The organism is Candidatus Limnocylindrales bacterium, from assembly GCA_035626395.1.
Lineage (GTDB): Bacteria > Desulfobacterota > Binatia > UBA1149 > CAITLU01 > DASPNH01.
In genome coordinates, this window is the sequence record DASPNR010000042.1 from 327,761 (window position 1) to 344,307 (window position 16,547).

16 protein-coding genes and 1 pseudogene are annotated in these 16,547 nt (G+C 68.9%); 9 read left to right on the forward strand and 8 right to left on the reverse strand.

The genetic code is table 11. The features are described 5' to 3' along the window. Nucleotides 1-3 precede the first annotated feature (3 nt). The 5 genes from VEC57_17190 (at nt 4) to VEC57_17210 (ending at nt 5,467) form a co-directional block, all read left to right on the forward strand. Nucleotides 4-687: a response regulator transcription factor gene (locus VEC57_17190; protein ID HYC00872.1), complete on the forward strand. Its 684-nt coding sequence runs from the start codon at nt 4-6 to the stop codon at nt 685-687. Nucleotides 688-769: 82 nt separating this feature from the next. Further along, nucleotides 770-2,194: an ATP-binding protein gene (locus VEC57_17195; GenBank protein ID HYC00873.1), complete on the forward strand. Its 1,425-nt coding sequence runs from the start codon at nt 770-772 to the stop codon at nt 2,192-2,194. 120 nt (nt 2,195-2,314) lie between these two features. Further along, entirely contained in the window at nt 2,315-3,394 is a 1,080-nt protein-coding gene (locus VEC57_17200) for a hypothetical protein (protein HYC00874.1), read from the forward strand. Nucleotides 3,395-3,402: 8 nt separating this feature from the next. Continuing rightward, nucleotides 3,403-4,146: a methyltransferase domain-containing protein gene (locus tag VEC57_17205; GenBank protein ID HYC00875.1), complete on the forward strand. Its 744-nt coding sequence runs from the start codon at nt 3,403-3,405 to the stop codon at nt 4,144-4,146. Nucleotides 4,147-4,309: 163 nt separating this feature from the next. Next, nucleotides 4,310-5,467: a hypothetical protein gene (locus VEC57_17210; GenBank protein ID HYC00876.1), complete on the forward strand. Its 1,158-nt coding sequence runs from the start codon at nt 4,310-4,312 to the stop codon at nt 5,465-5,467. A gap of 73 nt (nt 5,468-5,540) precedes the next feature. On the opposite strand, the gene VEC57_17215 is transcribed toward VEC57_17210, so the two are convergent. The 6 genes from VEC57_17215 to VEC57_17240 form a co-directional block, all read right to left on the reverse strand. Beyond that, nucleotides 5,541-5,756 (reverse strand): amphi-Trp domain-containing protein, encoded by a 216-nt coding sequence (locus VEC57_17215; protein HYC00877.1) that lies wholly within the window; start codon nt 5,754-5,756, stop codon nt 5,541-5,543. Between the two features lie 76 nt (nt 5,757-5,832). Next, on the reverse strand, nt 5,833-6,351 hold the full coding sequence (locus VEC57_17220) for a hypothetical protein (GenBank protein ID HYC00878.1): 519 nt from the start codon (nt 6,349-6,351) through the stop codon (nt 5,833-5,835). A gap of 877 nt (nt 6,352-7,228) precedes the next feature. Further along, a complete protein-coding gene (locus VEC57_17225) occupies nt 7,229-8,242 on the reverse strand; it encodes a HupE/UreJ family protein (GenBank protein ID HYC00879.1) in 1,014 nt (337 codons plus the stop codon). Nucleotides 8,243-8,268: 26 nt separating this feature from the next. Beyond that, complete coding sequence (locus VEC57_17230; protein ID HYC00880.1) at nt 8,269-9,390, reverse strand: peptidyl-prolyl cis-trans isomerase; 1,122 nt, start codon at nt 9,388-9,390, stop codon at nt 8,269-8,271. A 2-nt stretch (nt 9,391-9,392) separates the two neighbouring features. Next, nucleotides 9,393-11,966 carry a DUF3604 domain-containing protein gene (locus tag VEC57_17235; protein ID HYC00881.1) on the reverse strand — a complete coding sequence of 858 codons (2,574 nt, stop codon included), beginning with the start codon at nt 11,964-11,966 and terminating at the stop codon, nt 9,393-9,395. Between the two features lie 171 nt (nt 11,967-12,137). Then, on the reverse strand, nt 12,138-12,785 hold the full coding sequence (locus VEC57_17240) for a TetR/AcrR family transcriptional regulator (protein ID HYC00882.1): 648 nt from the start codon (nt 12,783-12,785) through the stop codon (nt 12,138-12,140). Between the two features lie 43 nt (nt 12,786-12,828). On the opposite strand from VEC57_17240, the gene VEC57_17245 reads away from it, so the two are divergent. The 3 genes and pseudogenes from VEC57_17245 to VEC57_17255 all read left to right on the forward strand — a co-directional run bounded on the left by VEC57_17245 (nt 12,829) and on the right by VEC57_17255 (nt 14,048). Next, the gene (locus VEC57_17245) at nt 12,829-13,218 is read left to right on the forward strand and encodes a hypothetical protein (GenBank protein ID HYC00883.1); all 390 of its coding nucleotides are present in this window, start codon (nt 12,829-12,831) and stop codon (nt 13,216-13,218) included. Nucleotides 13,219-13,230: 12 nt separating this feature from the next. Next, a pseudogene (locus VEC57_17250) lies at nt 13,231-13,572 on the forward strand (redoxin domain-containing protein). Between the two features lie 71 nt (nt 13,573-13,643). Further along, nucleotides 13,644-14,048 (forward strand): MAPEG family protein, encoded by a 405-nt coding sequence (locus VEC57_17255; protein ID HYC00884.1) that lies wholly within the window; start codon nt 13,644-13,646, stop codon nt 14,046-14,048. A 109-nt stretch (nt 14,049-14,157) separates the two neighbouring features. Here the strand turns inward: VEC57_17255 and VEC57_17260 are convergent, their stop codons facing one another. Both VEC57_17260 and VEC57_17265 read right to left on the reverse strand, forming a co-directional pair. Then, a complete protein-coding gene (locus VEC57_17260; protein ID HYC00885.1) occupies nt 14,158-14,919 on the reverse strand; it encodes a glutathione S-transferase family protein in 762 nt (253 codons plus the stop codon). A gap of 7 nt (nt 14,920-14,926) precedes the next feature. After that, nucleotides 14,927-15,697 carry a glutathione S-transferase gene (locus VEC57_17265; GenBank protein ID HYC00886.1) on the reverse strand — a complete coding sequence of 257 codons (771 nt, stop codon included), beginning with the start codon at nt 15,695-15,697 and terminating at the stop codon, nt 14,927-14,929. A 236-nt stretch (nt 15,698-15,933) separates the two neighbouring features. On the opposite strand from VEC57_17265, the gene efp reads away from it, so the two are divergent. After that, nucleotides 15,934-16,491 carry an elongation factor P gene (gene efp / locus VEC57_17270; GenBank protein HYC00887.1) on the forward strand — a complete coding sequence of 186 codons (558 nt, stop codon included), beginning with the start codon at nt 15,934-15,936 and terminating at the stop codon, nt 16,489-16,491. Nucleotides 16,492-16,547: the final 56 nt, after the last annotated feature.

Below are 16,547 nucleotides of genomic sequence, written 5' to 3' on the forward strand. Positions count from 1 at the left end.
AAGATGCAGATCCTCGTCATCGAAGACGATGCCAAGATCGCCCAGGCCGTGCGGCAGGGCCTGTCCGCCGAGGGCTTCGAGATCAGCGTGGCGCGCACCGGCGACGAGGGCCTCGCACGGCTGGACGAGCAGGGCTTCGACCTGGTCGTGCTCGACTGGATGCTGCCGGGGCAGGACGGCATCTCGGTGCTGCGCAACATGCGCGAGCGCGGGGTGGCGACCCCGGTCCTGCTGGTGACGGCGCGCGACGCGGTCGAAGATCGCGTGCTCGGCCTGGACAGCGGCGCCGACGATTACCTGGTCAAGCCGTTCGCGTTCGCGGAGCTGCTGGCGCGCATCCGGGCGCTCCTGCGCCGCCGCGCGCACGAAGAGCCGAGCACGCACAAGATCGCCGACCTGACCGTGGACGTGCAGGCTCGCCGCGTCACGCGCGGGGAGCAGGAGATCCTGCTGACGCCGCGCGAGTACGACCTGCTCGTCTATCTGCTGCGCCATCAGCCGCAGGTGGTCACGCGCCGCATGCTGGCCGCCGAGGTGTGGCGCGAGCCGAACCGTGCCACGCCGCTCGACAACGTCATCGACGTGCACGTCGCGCATCTGCGAAAGAAGATCGACGACGGGCATTCGCGAAAGCTCATCCACACGGTGCGCGGCGTCGGCTTCGTCGTGCGCGCGGGCGACGAGTGATGCGCCGTGCCGTCGGGCCCAGGGTCGTGCGGAGGCGAGGGTTGATGCGCGGCGCGTGCGTGTTCGCGCGCGCGGGAAGCGAATGAAGCCGGCCTGGTGGCGGCGGCTGCCGCGACCGGCGTGGTGGCGCCGCAGCTCGATCCTGGTACGGCTGACGCTGGTCTATTCGATCGTCAGCGGCGCAATCACACTTGCTCTCGGTCTCTTCGTCTACGGGATCATCGAGCACCGGCTGCATGCGGTGCTCGACCGCGAGCTGGACGTGGATCTGGATTTCATCGAAGCGCGCCTCGAGCCCGGCGGCCGCTCGCTGCGCCATGCCGGCCGCGACGACCCGCGCCTTTCGAGCGGCACGGTGCGGCCGACGGCATGGTTCGAGGTGTGGACCGGCAACGAGGAGCTGCTGCTTCGCCAGTGGCCGGCCAAGCGGCGCGATCAGCCTGCGTTCCTGCGGCCACCGCGTCGCGGCCGCGTCCGCGCCTATTCGGCCATCATGCCCGACGGCACGCCGCTTCGCGTGCTCGAGCGCAAGGCCGTCGGCAGCGATCTTCTGCTGCGGGTCTATCGCAACGAGGCTGCGCTCGTGCGCACGCTGCGCCAGATCCTGTTCGGCTTCGTGCTGGCAAGCCCCATTGCGGCGCTGCTGGCGGCCGTCGGTGGCTATTCGATGGCGCGCCAGTCGCTGGCGCCGGTCGGTGCGATGGCCGAGCGCGCGCGTCGCATCACGTCCGAGTCGCTCAGCCAGCGCCTGCCCGCGCCCAACCCGCACGACGAGCTCGGCCAGCTCGCCGAGGTCTTCAACGATACGCTGCAGCGCCTGGAGAACTCGTTCACGGCGCTGCGGCGCTTCACTGCCGATGCGTCGCACGAGCTGCGCACGCCGCTGACGGCGCTGCGCACGGTGGGTGAGGTGGCGGTGCAGGAGGCCAGGGATGCGGACGAGCTGCGCGAGGCCGTCGGCAGCATGCTCGAGGAGGCTGCGCGGCTGGACGACATCCTGGAGGCGCTGCTGACGCTGGCGCGGGCCGAGGGCGGCGACGTGGCGGCGCGCGCCGAGGCCATCGACGTCGCCTCGCTGCTGTCCGAGATCCGCGCAAGCCTTTCGGTGCTTGCGGCCGAGCGCGGGCAGAACGTTCAGGTGTCGTGCAGCGGCGACGTGGTCGCGAAGGCCAATCGTTCGCTGCTGCGACAGGCGGTCATGAACCTGCTGCACAACGCCATTCGCCACGGTCTCGACGATTCCGTGATCCGCCTCGCCGGCCGCCGCGCCGACGGCGAAGTCGTCATCGAGGTCACCGATCAGGGGCCGGGCATCGCCGCCGAGCATCAGCAGCGCATCTTCGAGCGCTTCTTCCGACTCGACAAGGCGCGCTCGCGAGCCGAGGGGGGCGTCGGTCTGGGCCTGGCCATCACCAAGCTGTTCGTCGAGCAGCAGGGCGGCGAGATCCAGCTCGAGAGCGCCCCCGGCGCCGGCAGCACGTTTCGCGTCCTGCTGCCGGCGGCGTGACTGCCGGATCAAGGCGGTGGCCGGAACGCGATCGGGTGCGACTCTCCGTATGGACGATCGCGTCGCCGTTGCGGGACGGGCGTTGACGCAGGACCGACACGCCAGTACATGCCCTCGTCCATGGCTCCGCGCGCCGCCAACGCTCCCGTCAGCCGGTGGATCGTCGGCCCGCGCTACGACCAGCTCTTCCTGCTCGCCGCCTGGTGCGTCCCGCTGCTGCTGTGGGCGATCGCGGTCAGCGTGCCCTACGGCCTGCTGATCGCGCTGGCGATCTTCGTCGTCCTCGACAATTCGCATCAGGTAGCCACGCTGCCGCTGACGGTCTTCGACGCCGGCAGCCGCCGGATGTACGGCCGCATCTACCTTGCCGGTGCGCTGGCGATCGGCTCGACCGCCATCGTGCTCGCGTTCTTTCCCGGCACGCCGCCGGCGCGCTTGTGGGCGAGCCTGGTCGTGTACTGGGGCGCCTACCACATCATCCGCCAGCACTACGGTTTCCTGCGCCTGTATCAGGCGCGCGAGAAGCCGGTCAGCTCGCGCCTGGCGCAAGCCGAAACCATCGCGCTCTACAGCGGCTCGACGTTTCCGTATCTGATGAACCTGTCGCACGGCTGGGCGGCGCAGGGTCCCATCGGCGAGCAGCTCTTTCGCTTCCCGATCCCGGTCTGGAGCGCGTGGATCGTGCTGGCGATCTTTGCCGCCTCGTTCAGCTACGTGCTGTTCGATGCGGCGGCGCGCGCCTTGCGCGGCAAGGCGGCGGTGTCGCTGCGACTGCTGCACATCGCGCTGGTCGTCAGCAACTTCTGGATGGCGCTGCTGTGGGTGGGACGCGAGGACGTCATCCTGGTCATCCTCTTCATCACGAGCTACCACGACCTCCAGTACCACGCGATCGTCTGGCTGGTAGGCAAGGCGCGAGCGCGCAACCAGGAAGCGCGCGTGCTTCCGATGGTGCGGACGATGTTCGGCTCGGCGGCCTTGTTCGCAGCCGCCATCATCGCCGGCGGGCTGCTGCAGGGCTTCCTGCGCAACGACTTCCAGCTCGCCAGCGCGATCCTGCCCGATTCCGGGCAGGTCAACGCAGCGCTGTTCGCGCTGGTGACAAGCTACTCCTACATGCACTACTTCTTTGACGGCAAGATGTGGAAGCTGCGCCAGGACCCGCGCCTGCGCGTGGAGCTCGGGCTGGCTTCGAAGTAGTCTCGGCCATGGCGATCACTTCCATGCGTGCCTTCCTCGCGGGCGCCGTGCTCATGGCATGCGCCGGCATTGCGATCGCCGGCCAAGGAAGGGGAACCGGCGATGACGGGACGCCCGCGGCAATTGCGGCTCGTGGCGCCGACCGCGGCGGCAAGCACGGCGACGGTGCCACCAGCCATCGGCGTTTCGACGACGTCGAGCATTGGAAGTCGGTGTTCGATGACCCGGCGCGCGACGAGTGGCAGAAGCCCGACGAGCTGGTGGGGGCGCTCGGGCTGCAGCCGGGCATGAACGTCGCCGACATCGGCGCCGGCACCGGTTACCTGTCGCGGCGCCTGTCGGCCGCCGTCGGCGAGCAAGGAACCGTGTTCGTCGTGGAGGTGGAGCCGAACCTCGTCGAGCACATGCGCGACCGCGCGGAGGCCGAGAAGACCGCCAACGTGGTCCCCGTGCTGGGCTCGAAGGACAATCCGCGTCTGCCGGCTTCGTCCATCGACGTCGCCCTCTTTGTCGACGCCTACCATCACATCGATGCGCGCCGCCAGTACCTGGCGGTGCTGAAGCGCAGCCTGCGCCCCGGCGCCCGCGTCGCCATCGTCGAATGGAAGGCGGGCAAGCAGCCGGTTGGACCGCAGGACGAGGATCACAAGCTGGCGCGCGAGAAGGTCCTCGAAGAGATGCGCGCCGCAGGCTTCGAGCAGGTACCCACCGACGATTTCCTGCCGCACCAGTATTTCCTGATGTTTCGCTGAGGAAAGGCGGCATGGATGCGGTCGCCCAGGTCGGACTCTGCCGCGACGTGGATCAACGCTGCCGCACCCCTTGACCACCGCAGGGAGGCCACATAGAAGCCCGCGCATGTGTAGTACTCGGCAAGCCCATGGCCTGACGACGCGCGGCCAACTCGACGCGGCGATGCGCCGCCTGCTCTTGACTGCTGCGGCCATCATGCTGATGGCGGTGCCCGCGGCCGCCGCAGCGCCGGCCGCGGACATCTGCGAGGCGGCCAAGAATCAGCTCGCCGGCAAGTACGCCAAGTGCATCGCCGCCGCCGAGAAGGCGCACATCCGGTCGGGCAACGGCAAGAAATACGCAAAAGATCTCGAAAAGTGCGCCTCCGACCTGGCGGTCGAATGGGAAGGCCGCGAGCAGGCGGCGGGCGGCCAGTGCCCGACGTCCGGCGATGACGGACAGATCCAGAATTTCCTGGACGCGTGCATGCAGAGTGTGGCCGAGGAAGTAGGCGGGGGCGACCTCGGTCTCGATCCCGTCACCTGCAACGCCGCGCTGGCAGGCGCGGCAAGCTGCGACGCAGGGGCGCTTCCGCCAGGCATTCCGTCGCCAGTCTGCCCCGACGCGGTCTGCGACCAGCAGTGCGATCCCCTCGACACGGGCACCTGCGTGCTGCGAGGCAACCGCTGGCACTGCGATCCTCCGTCGTGCACCTGCGGCACCACCAACGCCAGCACCACGTGCACGCTGCCGCCTCCGGTCTGCGATCCGATCTGCGAGCCGCCGAACTGCGGGATCAGCTGCGGTGACGACCAGTGCGGCGACCAGGCCTGTCCCACCTGCCAAGGCATCTGCGGCGAGGCGCGGTGCTATACCAAGTGCAACAATTGGCCTTCGATTCATCCCTGCGGCTCGACGTTCGGCTGCTTCGTCGACACGCCCACCTGCACCACCACCTGCAGGCCACCGCTGTGTTACTGGTTGGACCGCGAGAGCTCGGGCACGCCACCAGTCTGCGAGGCTGCCGTCCCGGGCGACTTCCGCGAGATTGCCGGCAAGAACGGAATCGACTGCTCGGCGGTCGCCGGCTCGCAGGAGCGTGACTGGGCGATCCTTTGCGAGGCACCCGAGTGCGAGATCAGCTGCGAGGACATGGTTTCGGACGGCTGCTCGAGCACCGCCGAGTGCGAGGTCGACTGCACCGATCCGATCTGTGAAGTCACGTGCGACACACCGCAGTGCACGCAGGATGGGGTCACGGGAGCCACAGTCTGCAATCCGCCGCAGAACTGCACCACCGCCTGCAGTTGCCGGCTCGGCGTCTGCACGCGCTCGCAATAGCTATCGGAAGCCGCACGAGGTCGGCGCCGCAAGCGGATTCGTCCGCTCGTGTCCCGAGACGGTGCGGCGGCAGCTACTCACGCGCCCAGAGAAGCTGGAACTCGAGCTCTTCGCTCGATCCGGACCGCTCGTGCTCGATGTTGAACGTGACATCCGCCGGGACGCGAAGCCTCTCGCCGGCTACCTGGATGGTAAAAGCGTCGCCCGATTCGATGGAATCGGCGAGCCGGCGAAGCTTGGCAGCGAACTGCGCGCGCGTGTAGGTGCGGGTCAGGTCTCGATTCTTCATACAACTCCTTCCGAGCACTGCGTGAGCAGTCGCACCGTCACGCCGTGATCATCGGGCGCGCAGGCGGTCGGCCTCGTCACTGGCTCGGACATGAATACTCTACGAAGTGCCCGACCGAATGGCGAAGGACACGAAGAGCATCGGAAACCGCGATGCTTCCGCTGCCGTCGGTGTCACACGCCTGCAGAGCGCAATGATGGATGCCCAGGCCGGCGAGAAGGATGAACAGGGCATCGGTAGTCGAAGGACGGCCGTCGCCGTAGGTGGGCTTGCCACATCGTGTGAGCGCGCAGTACGGATCGCAGTAGTCGCCGCGCGAAGCCGTATCGCCATCGTCACAAGCCTCCATGATGTTCGAGCCAACGATTCCATCACCGCATACGGACGATTCGCATTGACTAGGAGAGGGCCGCGAGCGTCCCGAGCTGGGCCTTCCCCAGCACAGTACGGTGCCGTCGGCTCGAAGCCCGCAGATTTCGTCGAGGGTGGTCGCAAGCTGGGTGAACTTCTCGTTCGGCATTTCGTTGGTGGGCACCGAACCCCAGCAGCGAGCGCTGCCATCCGCGCGAAGGCCGCATCCATACATGTAGCTCATGGCCAGTTGCTCGAACGAATCTTCCGGAGGGGATGCTTGACCGTAGTCATTGGCTCCCCAGCACTCAGGCTGGCCGTTCGGACGCAGGCCGCAGGTAGTATTGTATCGCGTTTCGATGGCAACGAACGCGCCTGACGGCGCCAGCGTGCGCCCGAGCTCACCGTTCCCCCAGCACTGGACCGTTCCGTCGGGCCGACGACCACACGAAAAACGCGAGCCAGCCGACAACTCCACGAAATGGCCTGGCGGCAAATCGTCAGAGGCATCCGACCATCTGCCCCAGCACCGGACGGTTCCGTCCTGACGCAGGCCACAGCCGTGAATGTATCCGAGAACGATCCCGGTGACGTCTTTCGGCAAGGGCTCGGCATTGGGCGCGCTTTGCCAACACGCAAAGCTTCCGTCGATCCGGCGTCCGCAAAATCGCAAATCTCGGACGAAGAGATCCACGTAGCGACCCGGGATAGGGCGTTCATCACCGTGCAAGTGGAAATCTATCCCCCAACAGTCGAGAGCTCCGTCCTCGCGAATGGCACACGTCCAGGTAACGCCGCCGACCAGTTGAACGTAGGGACAGTCGGGCGCTGCCGGCAATGTGGTCGTCGTCGATGTCGTCGTGGTGGTTCTCTGGAGTGTCGTGGCCGGTGCAGCAGCCGTCGTGGTCGTCATGGTGGGGGCGGGAGCAGTCGACGTCGTCGATGCCGCTACGGCCGCATGGGCAGTGAGCACCGACGCGTGGAGCGCGGCCATGAGCGTGGTCACTGCGATCGCGTTCAGCGGCATGTGTTTCGTCCGCGGGGCAGCTTGCGTGCTTGCCGGAGGCGCTGCAACTGCGCGGCGAGCGGACGATGTCGTCCACCAGGTGGAGCCGGGGGTTTCAGACAAGCGCCGCCGCACGCTCGAGCAGCCAGAAAGCGGCGCACGAGCCGATGAGGTAGATCGGCACCGGGCGCAGCGCCGGAAGCTCGACGCGTGCCAGCAGCGCCTGCACCGCCAGCACCACTGCGACCAGCGCGATCTGACCGAGCTCGATGCCTGCGTTGAAGCTCGCCAGCGCCAGCGGAATTTCGCCGCCGGGCAGCCCCGCCTCCGACAGCGCGCCGGCAAAGCCGAGCCCGTGCAGCAAGCCGAACGAGGCCGCCACCGGCCAGGGATGCCGCCGCAGCACGGTGTCTTGCGCCTCGCTGTCTCGCGCGCTTCCGCCTCGCGCCAGCTCGCAGGCGAGGACGAGCAGACTTGCCGCGATCGCGACCTCGGCCAGCGCCTGCGGCACGTGCACGATGCCCAGCGCGGCCAGCGACAAGGTCACGCTGTGCCCGAGCGTGAACGCGGTGATGGTCTTGAGGAGCAGCATCCCCGCCGGCACCAGCATCATCAGCGCGAGCACGAACAGCAGATGGTCCCGGCCGCCCGCGATGTGCGACAGGCCGAGCTGCAGATGGTGCGCAGCAGTCTGCCATCGCGTCTGCCGCGCGGGAATGTCCATGGACGGAGCATCGGCGGTCAGGATCGCCTGCACGGTGCGCCCATCGTCCATCTGGACACGCAGGAGGACATCGGCCCCGCTGCCTGCAATGCCTCGCGCGCCGACGCGCCCGCCGCGGATGCCAGCCTCGCCGCACTGCAGCGTCCAGGCAGCTTCCGTCATCGAGCCGTCGATCGAGACTCCGCCGTGGTCCGCCACCGCGCACCGCGCCGGCAGCAGCGGCGCCAGCTCGCTGCCCGGCGCGCGCTGGGTCGGCGTTCGCCAGCGAGCGTCGACGAGGCCGTCGGCGCGTTCGCGCAGCTCCAGCAGCGAAGGCGCCAGCGGATGCGCCGACGCCACGGCACCCGACATCAGCAGGGCCGACAGCAGCGCGGCGGATGCGATGTTCTGCACGGACGCAGCCATGATGTTTTCGCGCGACGTCTCCATCCTCAGTCCCCGACGATCGCTGCCGCCGCCGGCACGTCGAGCCGCTGCACCGGCAGCGCGGCAAGGCGAGTCGACTCTTCCCGGCGCGGCTCCTCGATAACCACGGCGTAGTGGTCGCGCTTCCGGCGAAGCCACGCGCGCAGCCGCTCCTGCGATCGCTCGTGCTGAAGCCGCGCCGTCAGGCTCTCGCGCACCGCCGAGAGCGACGGCACCTCGCTGGCGATGCGCGCATCGACGCGCACCAGGTGCAGTCCGTAGGCGGATCGTACCGGCCCAATCCAGGTACCGACGGGAGCGGCGGCGACGGCGGCGGCAAAGCCGGCACCGAAGGTCGCATCCAGGTCGACATCGGTGCGCTCGCGCATGCCCGAGCCCAGCATGAACGGATCGCCTGCGTCGGCGTCGGTCGCCGCATCCTTGCCGCCGCCGTCCCGCTCGACCATTCGCTCATCGGCCGTGTTCCTGCGACCGCGCATCGGCCCCGAGTCCCTCGCCGCAGCCTCGCCGCCGCGCAGCCGCTCGAGCATGCGCTCGGCAGCGGCCTGCGCCTGCTGGGCGCCGCGCCGGGAGCTGACGAAGACGTGCGTCAGCGACGTGCGCGCCGGCAGCCGCATCCGCGCAGAATCGCGTTCGAGAAGCGCCGCCAGATCGGTGTCCCGCACCGGCTCCATGCGCGCCGGCGCCGTCACGAGCAGCCGCATCGTTGCCGCCAGGTGCCGGCGGATGACGAGGTCGCTGCGATCGATCCCGAGCGCCACCCCCTGCTGGAAGAGCGCCTCCTCATCGACGATTTTGCTGCCGGTAAGCGCGCGCATGCTCTCCACGACACGCTCGCGCACGATGGTGTTGTCGCGGTCCACGCCGCGCGCCAGGGCCTCGCGGTAGAGAATTTCCTCATCGACGAGCCGCTCGATCTCCTCGCGCTCCTGCGTCTCGGCAACTTCTCGACCCGCGACGCCGGCCAGTTGCACGCGCAGAGCCTCGCGCCGCTCCGCACCGATGACGATGCGTTCCCTCCCACCGGCCGCGCGCGCCGCCACCTCCGCAGCCCACGGCCGCGCAGCCAGCGCGACGGCGCCGAGGACGAGAAAGTGCACCAGCGGTCTTCGCAGCAACGCGCGCATGATCACCGCGACTTCGCGCGCAGCCCGGTCGGATCGTTCGTGCGCGCCGACGGATACTCGGCCTCCCAGCACGCGCCGTCGCTGCTGCGCAGCTGCACCGTTGCGGGCAGCGTCATCGGGAGTGCGGGCATGCCGAGATTGCCGCCGCGCGCCTTGAGCAGGATCTTTCCGCGGCCGTTCCTGGCCTTGAGCACGATTCGATCGATGCCGTAGGGCGTGTGGTTGGGATCGGCGTAGGTGTAGCCGGAGCCGGCCGCCTTCCAGCACGGCTTGCCATCGCACACTCCGGCGGCTTCGGCGCACGCGCTGGCAACGAGCTCGGCGTCGCCGTCGTATACGCACAGCGCGAGCGACGTGGCATCGGTCGGGTCGCCGAAGCCGCCGTCAGCCAACTCGCCCGACCAGCGCCACTGCAGGCGGTCTCTGCGATCGTTGTCGGCATCGTCGTCGATCGTGAGCTGCGCGGCCTGCGAAGGCTGCGGCATCTCGCACGCGGCTGCCGGCGACGTCAGGCACGACTCGGCGCATGGCTGCAGCGGGGCCTGGCGCGGCTCGTACCAGATCGGCGAAGTCCACGCCCGTTCCTGCACCGTCGGCCGAAGCCGGCAGCAATCGGAGAGGTTGCTGCCGGGTACCGCACTGAGCGCCTTGCTCGCGCAGTCGCTGGCAAAAGGGTCGACGCCGAGGCTCTTGCAGTCGAAGGTGTGCCAGCGGCACGTCGGCTCCTCGAGGACGCGCGCGTAGTAGAAGGCCGGCCGCTGCGGATCGAACTCGGGATCGTTCCACATCACGCACCGCGAGGTCAGTCCCTCGCCGCCGGTGCGCTGACACGTGGCAGGGTCGACGCCCGCATCGCTCGGCCCACCGTCGACGCCGTAGACGCGCTCGTGCACCGCGCCGCGTTCATCGACCCAGCCCTTGACGATCTGGATCTGCTGCAGCGGCGTGGCGGTCATACTGTCGGAGAGCGCGGCTGCGAAGAAGCGCGGTGCAGCCGACGTGGCCGGCGGCAGGTCGCCGCCCATCGGCACGCCATCGGCATAGGCAATGTCGATCTGGTCCGCACGCTCGCACAGATCGGCCGGATAGCCCCAGCCGCCGAAGAAGCGCACGATCGGGCGCGTTCCGCTGGTGCCGTAGGCCTCGCGGCGCTGCATCGCTTCGAACAGCGAATCGCGGCTGTTCTCCTCGGCCCACACCACGGCCAGGCCGCCGGGACCGAACCGCACGCCGTTGCCGTCGCTGACGCGCTTGGTGGCCGTGTCGTCCTGCGTGCCGACGTGGCCGCGAAAGCTGGCCTCGCCCGTGTTGCCCGGCGCGGCCGCGTGACCGTCGGTGCTGCCGATCATGCCGAGCTTGAAGGGGTTGACGCCGAGGCCTTCGCCGAGCGCGAGGCCGTCCTTGAGCACGTTGCGGATGTACGCGCGGCGCGCGAACGATTCGGGCGGCTTGGGCGTGGAGGGGCCGGGCAAGGGAAAGAGCGTCAGCATGTCGAGCAGCTCGAAGGCGCACTGTTCGTCGGTGGTGTCGGTGCCGTACCCGTAGAACGGATCGAAGCGGCACTCCGAGGATCCCTTGTGCTGGATGACCTCGACGAGCGGCTCGAAGAGCTGGCGCTCGCGCGCGATGTCGGTGTCGGCGGGGTCGGGAAACATCAGGCCTTCGCTCAGATTGGAGTTGTGCGGAATGGTCAGGACGTCGCAGCCGCTGCCCACGCCGAGCACGCCGCCGTCGCGCTCCAGGCAGCGCTCGCGCAGCAGCTCCCACAGCCGCGTCGCTTCCCACGTCTCGGTCTCGAAGTAGTCGATCGGTTTCTCGGGCACGCGCTCGTTGCGGAAGATGACGTTGCGGTGGAGGTTGGCCGCGCCCGGCATGGGCGTCCACTCGTAGCCGACGAAGCTGGTGAAGCGGCACGCCTGCGTCCGATCGTACGCTTCCTCGGCTGCCGCCTGCGTGTCGAGCCAGACCGAGGCGGCGGCGCCGTCGCAGTCCACGCCCGGCTCGCTGCACATCGGCAGATTGATCGGCCGCGCGCCGCCGACGGTGGCGATCAATGCCAGCAGCGTGAAGCGCGGCGGCACCGGCGTCTCGTTGCGGAAGGCGACGCATTCGGCGGCTTCGTAGCCCGTCGTTCCCGGCGTCGCGCAGATGTAGGAGGGCCCGAAGCCTTCGGCGTGATCGGTGACGGCGGCGAAGTCGAGCGGACGATCCAGCTGCAGCGTGTGGATGCCGTTGGTCAGCGGCATCCCCCGTGCGAAGTCGTAGGATGCGCGCGGATCGTTGCGGACGTTGAAGACGAACGCGTCGAGCGAGTAGCTCGTATGGATGTGCAGCTCGCCGAAGAATGGCCGGCGTTCGCTCGGCGAGTAGCTGGAAGGATCGCGGCCGCCGCATGGCTCGCGCACTTCGGTGCGCTGGAACGCCGCGGCGTGTCCGCCGGCGAGCAGCAGCACGATCGCAGACGCAGCCGCGGCGGCGAGCGGCGGCGGCGCCGGGAACGCAGCGGCCGAAGCCGACCGCCAAAGCAGCATCGAGAGGGCAGCGGCGAGCGACGATCGCTTCGATGGCTCCGACACGGGCGTACCTCCAGGCCTTGCGGCCGCGCGTGGTCCGCCCTCCCCGCAACGAGTGTGGCACATGCGCCATGGCCGCCAAGGTGCTTTGGCCGCCGCGCGCGCGGAGGCCGGAAATTGGCACGCCATTGCCAATTCCTGCGGCCGCAAAAGCGGCCGTGGCGATGCGTCTCGTCACGACGCTGCGGGCTGCGCCTCCAGCCCCGCAAGCAGCAGATCCAGGCCGCCCAGAAACTCTTCCTCGGCGCTGCTGTCGCGCGCGGCCGCGGCGATCTCGATCAGATGCGCGAAGCGGTCGGGCGGCAGCGACAGCACCCTGGCAAGGACCTCGGCGGCGTTCTCGGAGGCGGCAGCCGCCAGCGGTCCGGCAAGATCGCCTTGGGCGAATCCCATGATGCATGCCATGACCGCACGGAAGGCGACGAGAAGGCGCCGGCCGCGGCAGCCGCTGCGCGCGAGCGCCGCCAGCAGCGCCTCGGCCATCTCGAGCGCCGCCGTCGAGCGCGTGCGACGCGTCAGGATCAGCGGGATGGCGCGCGGGTGCTCGCGTACCGCGCGCCATCCGGCAAGCGCGATCTCGCGCACTTCCGCGCGCCAGTCCGCGTCTGGTTGCCGTGACCAGCGCGCCCGCGAGAGCACCGCATCGACCACCAGCACGTCGAGATCCTCGCGGCCGGCGACGTGGTTGTAGAGCGTCATCGGACCGGTGCCGAGAGCGGCGGCGAGCACGCGCATCGAGAGCGCGCCGGAGCCTTTCTCGTCGACGATGGCCAGGGCGGCGTCCTGGAGGCGCTGGCGAGAGAACTTTGGCGGTCGGCCCACGGCGGCTTGCTCCGGATACGATTTAGGTACAGCGTACGTAAATATGACGGCCAGTGCGATCCTCGCCTGTTTTTCCCTGGCGGCAGCCGTTGCAGCCGGGCTCTGGTGGTGGCGGCTGATCGACCAGGTCCGGGTGGGCGAGGGCCGGCCGAAGGTGCTCGCGCTCGTTGCGGTTTCCGTCGCTCTGGCCGCACTGGCGCTGCGCGGCGATCCAGGCACGGCCGCGGCCATCGCCGCGTGGATCGCCATGGCCGCCGGCGCGATGTTCCTGCTCCTGCTGGCGCTGGGCCGGCAGTCGCGCCGCGAGATCGCCGTACGCCTGGGGCGCCCGATCCTGCGCTTCGTCGCACCGGACGAACACGGGCAGCCTTTCGACATCGACGCGCTCGCGGGCCGGCCCTACCTGCTCAAGTTCTTCCGAGGTCATTGGTGACCGTTCTGTGTCGCCGAGTTGCGGCGATGGGAAGATCTGAGGCCGGAGCTGGACCGGCGCGGCATCGCGCTCGTCGCCATCTGCATGGACACGCCCGAGCAGCTCCGCGCCGGACGGCACAAGCACGGCGCGCGCATCAAGCTGCTGGCCGACCCGAAGCTGTCGGTGACGGCCAGGTACAACCTGGTCAACCATCGCGGCATCACGCCGAGCGGCATCCGCAAGCTTCCGATCCCCACCACGATCCTGGTCGATGCGCACGGAACGGTGCGCTGGATTGACCAGGCCACCGACTACGCCGTACGCTCGCATCCCGAGCGCGTGCTGGACGCCATTCGCCGGGCGCTCGACTGACGCGTCACAGGTCGGTCACGAAAACTTCGCATTGGCGAGCCGCAAGCGGCTCGTGACACGGGAGGTCGGGAATGCACGATTGGATCGCGCCGTACGCAGCGACGGTCTGGGCGATGGGAATGACGGGCGCGCTGATCCTGCTTCAGCTCGTCGTGCTGGACGTGGCCGGCATTCGTACGGGGCACGTTCCAGGCTCCACCGTCACCGCCGACCACGGCAACTTCCTGTTTCGCGCCACGCGCGCGCACGCGAACATCAACGAGAGCATTGCCGCCTTCATTCTCCTGGCGCTGTTCGGCGTGCTGTCGGGTGCCTCGCCGTGGTGGATGAACACTCTGGCGTGGGTGTATCTGGTGGCGCGCGTCGCGCACATGCTGTGCTACTACGCCGGCGCGCAGATCCCGCGCTCGATCAGCTTCGGCATCAGCATGACGGCGCTGGTGGGCATGCTGATCGTGGGGGTGGTGGAAGCGTAGCGCGCAATGCATCGATGACCGGGCGGCGCGGCTTGCGGCATGCGTGCCGCCAGCCGTCACACTCGCGCGCCACCGTCGGGCATCGCGCGAGTCGCGGCCTCCACCTGCATCACTGCCGGTGCCGGCGGTACTGCTCGTGCACCCACGCCGCCGCCGGATGGGAGTCGAAACGCGCGACGATCTCGCACAGGCGTCGCGGCATCGGCTCGGGCTTGGCGACATCCGGATGCGTGATGCGCAGGACCGGGCTCATCAGCGCGGCTGCTGCAAGGTCGGCGATCGTGAACGTCCCGCCGACGAGGTAGCCGGTGCGCGCACTCTTGCCGCCGATGAAGTCCAGGAACTCGCCGACCGTCTTCTCCGCCTGCGCGACCGACTCGGCAGTGACGCCGTTTCCGGAGCGCATCAGCTCCTTGATCAGCGGCATCGCGCCGAGGTAGAGCGCCCGCTGCAGCGCGGGTCTGCCTTGCGAGAACATGGTGGCGATGTACTGCGGCGTCGACAGCATGCCGTCGTAGACCATGCGGCGGCTGGCCGGGCCGAGCTCTTCGTCGAACCGGCGCTCCAGCGCGAGCGCCTCGGCCCGTGCCGCCGCATCGGCCGGATACAGCGGCCGCTCCGGAAAGCGCCGCTCGAGCTCGGCCACGATCGCCGCCGAGCCCGCAAGGGTCTTGCCGCCGACTTTGAGCACGGGCGTCGCGCGCTGCCCGCTCAGGCGCGGCAGGAAGAACGCGTGCGGCCCCGGCAGATAGTCGATGCGCCGATGCGCGATGCGCTTGTAGTCGAGCGCCCAGCGCGCCTTCTCGTTGTAGTGCGAATAACGGAACTGATGCAGCTCGACGGCGCCGGCCGCGACCTTCGTCTCCGGCACCGCGCGCTTACGCGACCACCGTGCCGCAGGAGGGCGGCCGGTGCTTCCGATACTGCTCGTGCACCCACAGGACGGCCGGATGTCGCTCGTAGCGCTGCAGCAGAACGCGTGCGGCCTTCGGCAGCGGCTCCGGCTTGGCCATGTCGGGATGAGTGACGGCGACCATCGGCGCCAGCAGCGCGGCGCCGGTCAGATCGGCGATGGTGAAACCGTCGCCGACCATCTGGCCCGTGCGGGAGGTCTTCCCGGCAATGAAATCGAGCAGGCTCTCGACGGTCTTCTCGGCGACCGCAACCTGCTCGGACGTCACGCCGTTGGCCTTGCGCAGCAGGCCCTGCACGAGCGGGAACATCCCGCGGTACAGGGCGCGCTTCCACTCGGGCTTCCCCACGGAGAACATGCGCGGGATGTAGTCGGGCTCGTCGTCGAGCAGCGCCTTGAACACCAGGCGGCGAACGGCCGGGCCGAGCTCGTCATCGAAGCGCTGCTGGATGGCCAGGGCCTCCTCGCGGTCGGCCGCGTCGGCTGGGTACAGCGGCGGAGAGGGATGGCTGCGCTCGATCATGTCGATGATGCGCGCCGATCCCGCCACCACTTTGCCGTCGGTGCGCACGACCGGCACCGCAGTCTGCCCGGTCAGCTTCTTGATCTGCGGCGCATGCGGGCCCGGCAGATAGTTGATGCGAACGTGCGCGATGCGCTTGTAGTCCAGCGTCCAGCGCACCTTCTCGTTGTAGTGCGAGAAGGGAAACTGCAGCAGCTCGATCGTCTCGCTCATGCCGTCGTTGTATTCCGCGGCCGGAGGCGGCGCCAGCGCCGGCAGCGGCGGGCGCTACCTGCGACGCGTTGGCGACGGCCAGCGGCCGCGCGCGTGCCGCCGCCATGGATGCTGCGCAATCGCACGCTTTTCCTGCCCGCAAACTCGTGTATTGTTCGCCTCGACTTCACCCGTCATCGGGACCGTTCGGCTGCCCGCAACAGGCACCGGGCCAAATCGCAGGAGGCAGCTTTCCTATGAACGCCAGCGAGATCCGCCGCGGCTACGTCATCATGTACAACGGTGCACCGCATCGCGTGCTCGACTTCCAGCATCGCACCCCGGGCAACCTGCGGGCGTTCGTGCAGGCCAGGCTGCGCAACGTCAAGACCGGCCTCTCCACCGAAGCCCGCTTCAGCTCCACCGAGACCATCGAGCGCGTCACCCTCGAGCAGCACGACATGCAGTTCCTGTACAGAGAGGGCGACGATTTCCACTTCATGAACACCGAGACGTACGAGCAGATCTCCCTGTCGGCCGAGGAGCTCGGCGACAACGTCTACTACCTCGTCGACGGCACTTCGATCGAGGTGGAGACGTTCGAAGGGCGTCCGATCGGCATCAAGCCGCCGCCCATCATCGAGCTGACCGTGGTCGAGACTTCGCCGGAAATGCGCGGCGCCACCGCCTCCAACAGCCCCAAGCCGGCCAAGCTGGAGACGGGCCTGATGGTCAGCGTGCCGCCGTTCGTCAAGGAGGGAGAGAGGGTGCGCGTCGATACGGCTACCGGGCAGTATCTGGAGCGCGTGCGCTGAGCGCGCATCCGCGCCCGCCGTGCGACGTCGAGGCGGAATGCGGTCGGTTGGATGCG

What these genes read in the sequence shown, in the direction of transcription:
- VEC57_17255 (HYC00884.1), top strand. Translation starts at nt 13,644, where the DNA reads ATGCACGATTGGATCGCGCCGTACGCAGCGACGGTCTGGGCGATGGGA.
- VEC57_17200 (HYC00874.1), top strand. Translation starts at nt 2,315, where the DNA reads ATGGCTCCGCGCGCCGCCAACGCTCCCGTCAGCCGGTGGATCGTCGGC.
- VEC57_17225 (HYC00879.1), bottom strand. Translation starts at nt 8,242, where the DNA reads ATGGCTGCGTCCGTGCAGAACATCGCATCCGCCGCGCTGCTGTCGGCC.
- VEC57_17190 (HYC00872.1), top strand. Translation starts at nt 4, where the DNA reads ATGCAGATCCTCGTCATCGAAGACGATGCCAAGATCGCCCAGGCCGTG.
- VEC57_17230 (HYC00880.1), bottom strand. Translation starts at nt 9,390, where the DNA reads ATGCGCGCGTTGCTGCGAAGACCGCTGGTGCACTTTCTCGTCCTCGGC.
- efp (HYC00887.1), top strand. Translation starts at nt 15,934, where the DNA reads ATGAACGCCAGCGAGATCCGCCGCGGCTACGTCATCATGTACAACGGT.
- VEC57_17245 (HYC00883.1), top strand. Translation starts at nt 12,829, where the DNA reads ATGACGGCCAGTGCGATCCTCGCCTGTTTTTCCCTGGCGGCAGCCGTT.
- VEC57_17195 (HYC00873.1), top strand. Translation starts at nt 770, where the DNA reads ATGAAGCCGGCCTGGTGGCGGCGGCTGCCGCGACCGGCGTGGTGGCGC.
- VEC57_17265 (HYC00886.1), bottom strand. Translation starts at nt 15,697, where the DNA reads ATGAGCGAGACGATCGAGCTGCTGCAGTTTCCCTTCTCGCACTACAAC.
- VEC57_17215 (HYC00877.1), bottom strand. Translation starts at nt 5,756, where the DNA reads ATGAAGAATCGAGACCTGACCCGCACCTACACGCGCGCGCAGTTCGCT.
- VEC57_17220 (HYC00878.1), bottom strand. Translation starts at nt 6,351, where the DNA reads ATGAGCTACATGTATGGATGCGGCCTTCGCGCGGATGGCAGCGCTCGC.
- VEC57_17210 (HYC00876.1), top strand. Translation starts at nt 4,310, where the DNA reads ATGCGCCGCCTGCTCTTGACTGCTGCGGCCATCATGCTGATGGCGGTG.
- VEC57_17205 (HYC00875.1), top strand. Translation starts at nt 3,403, where the DNA reads ATGGCGATCACTTCCATGCGTGCCTTCCTCGCGGGCGCCGTGCTCATG.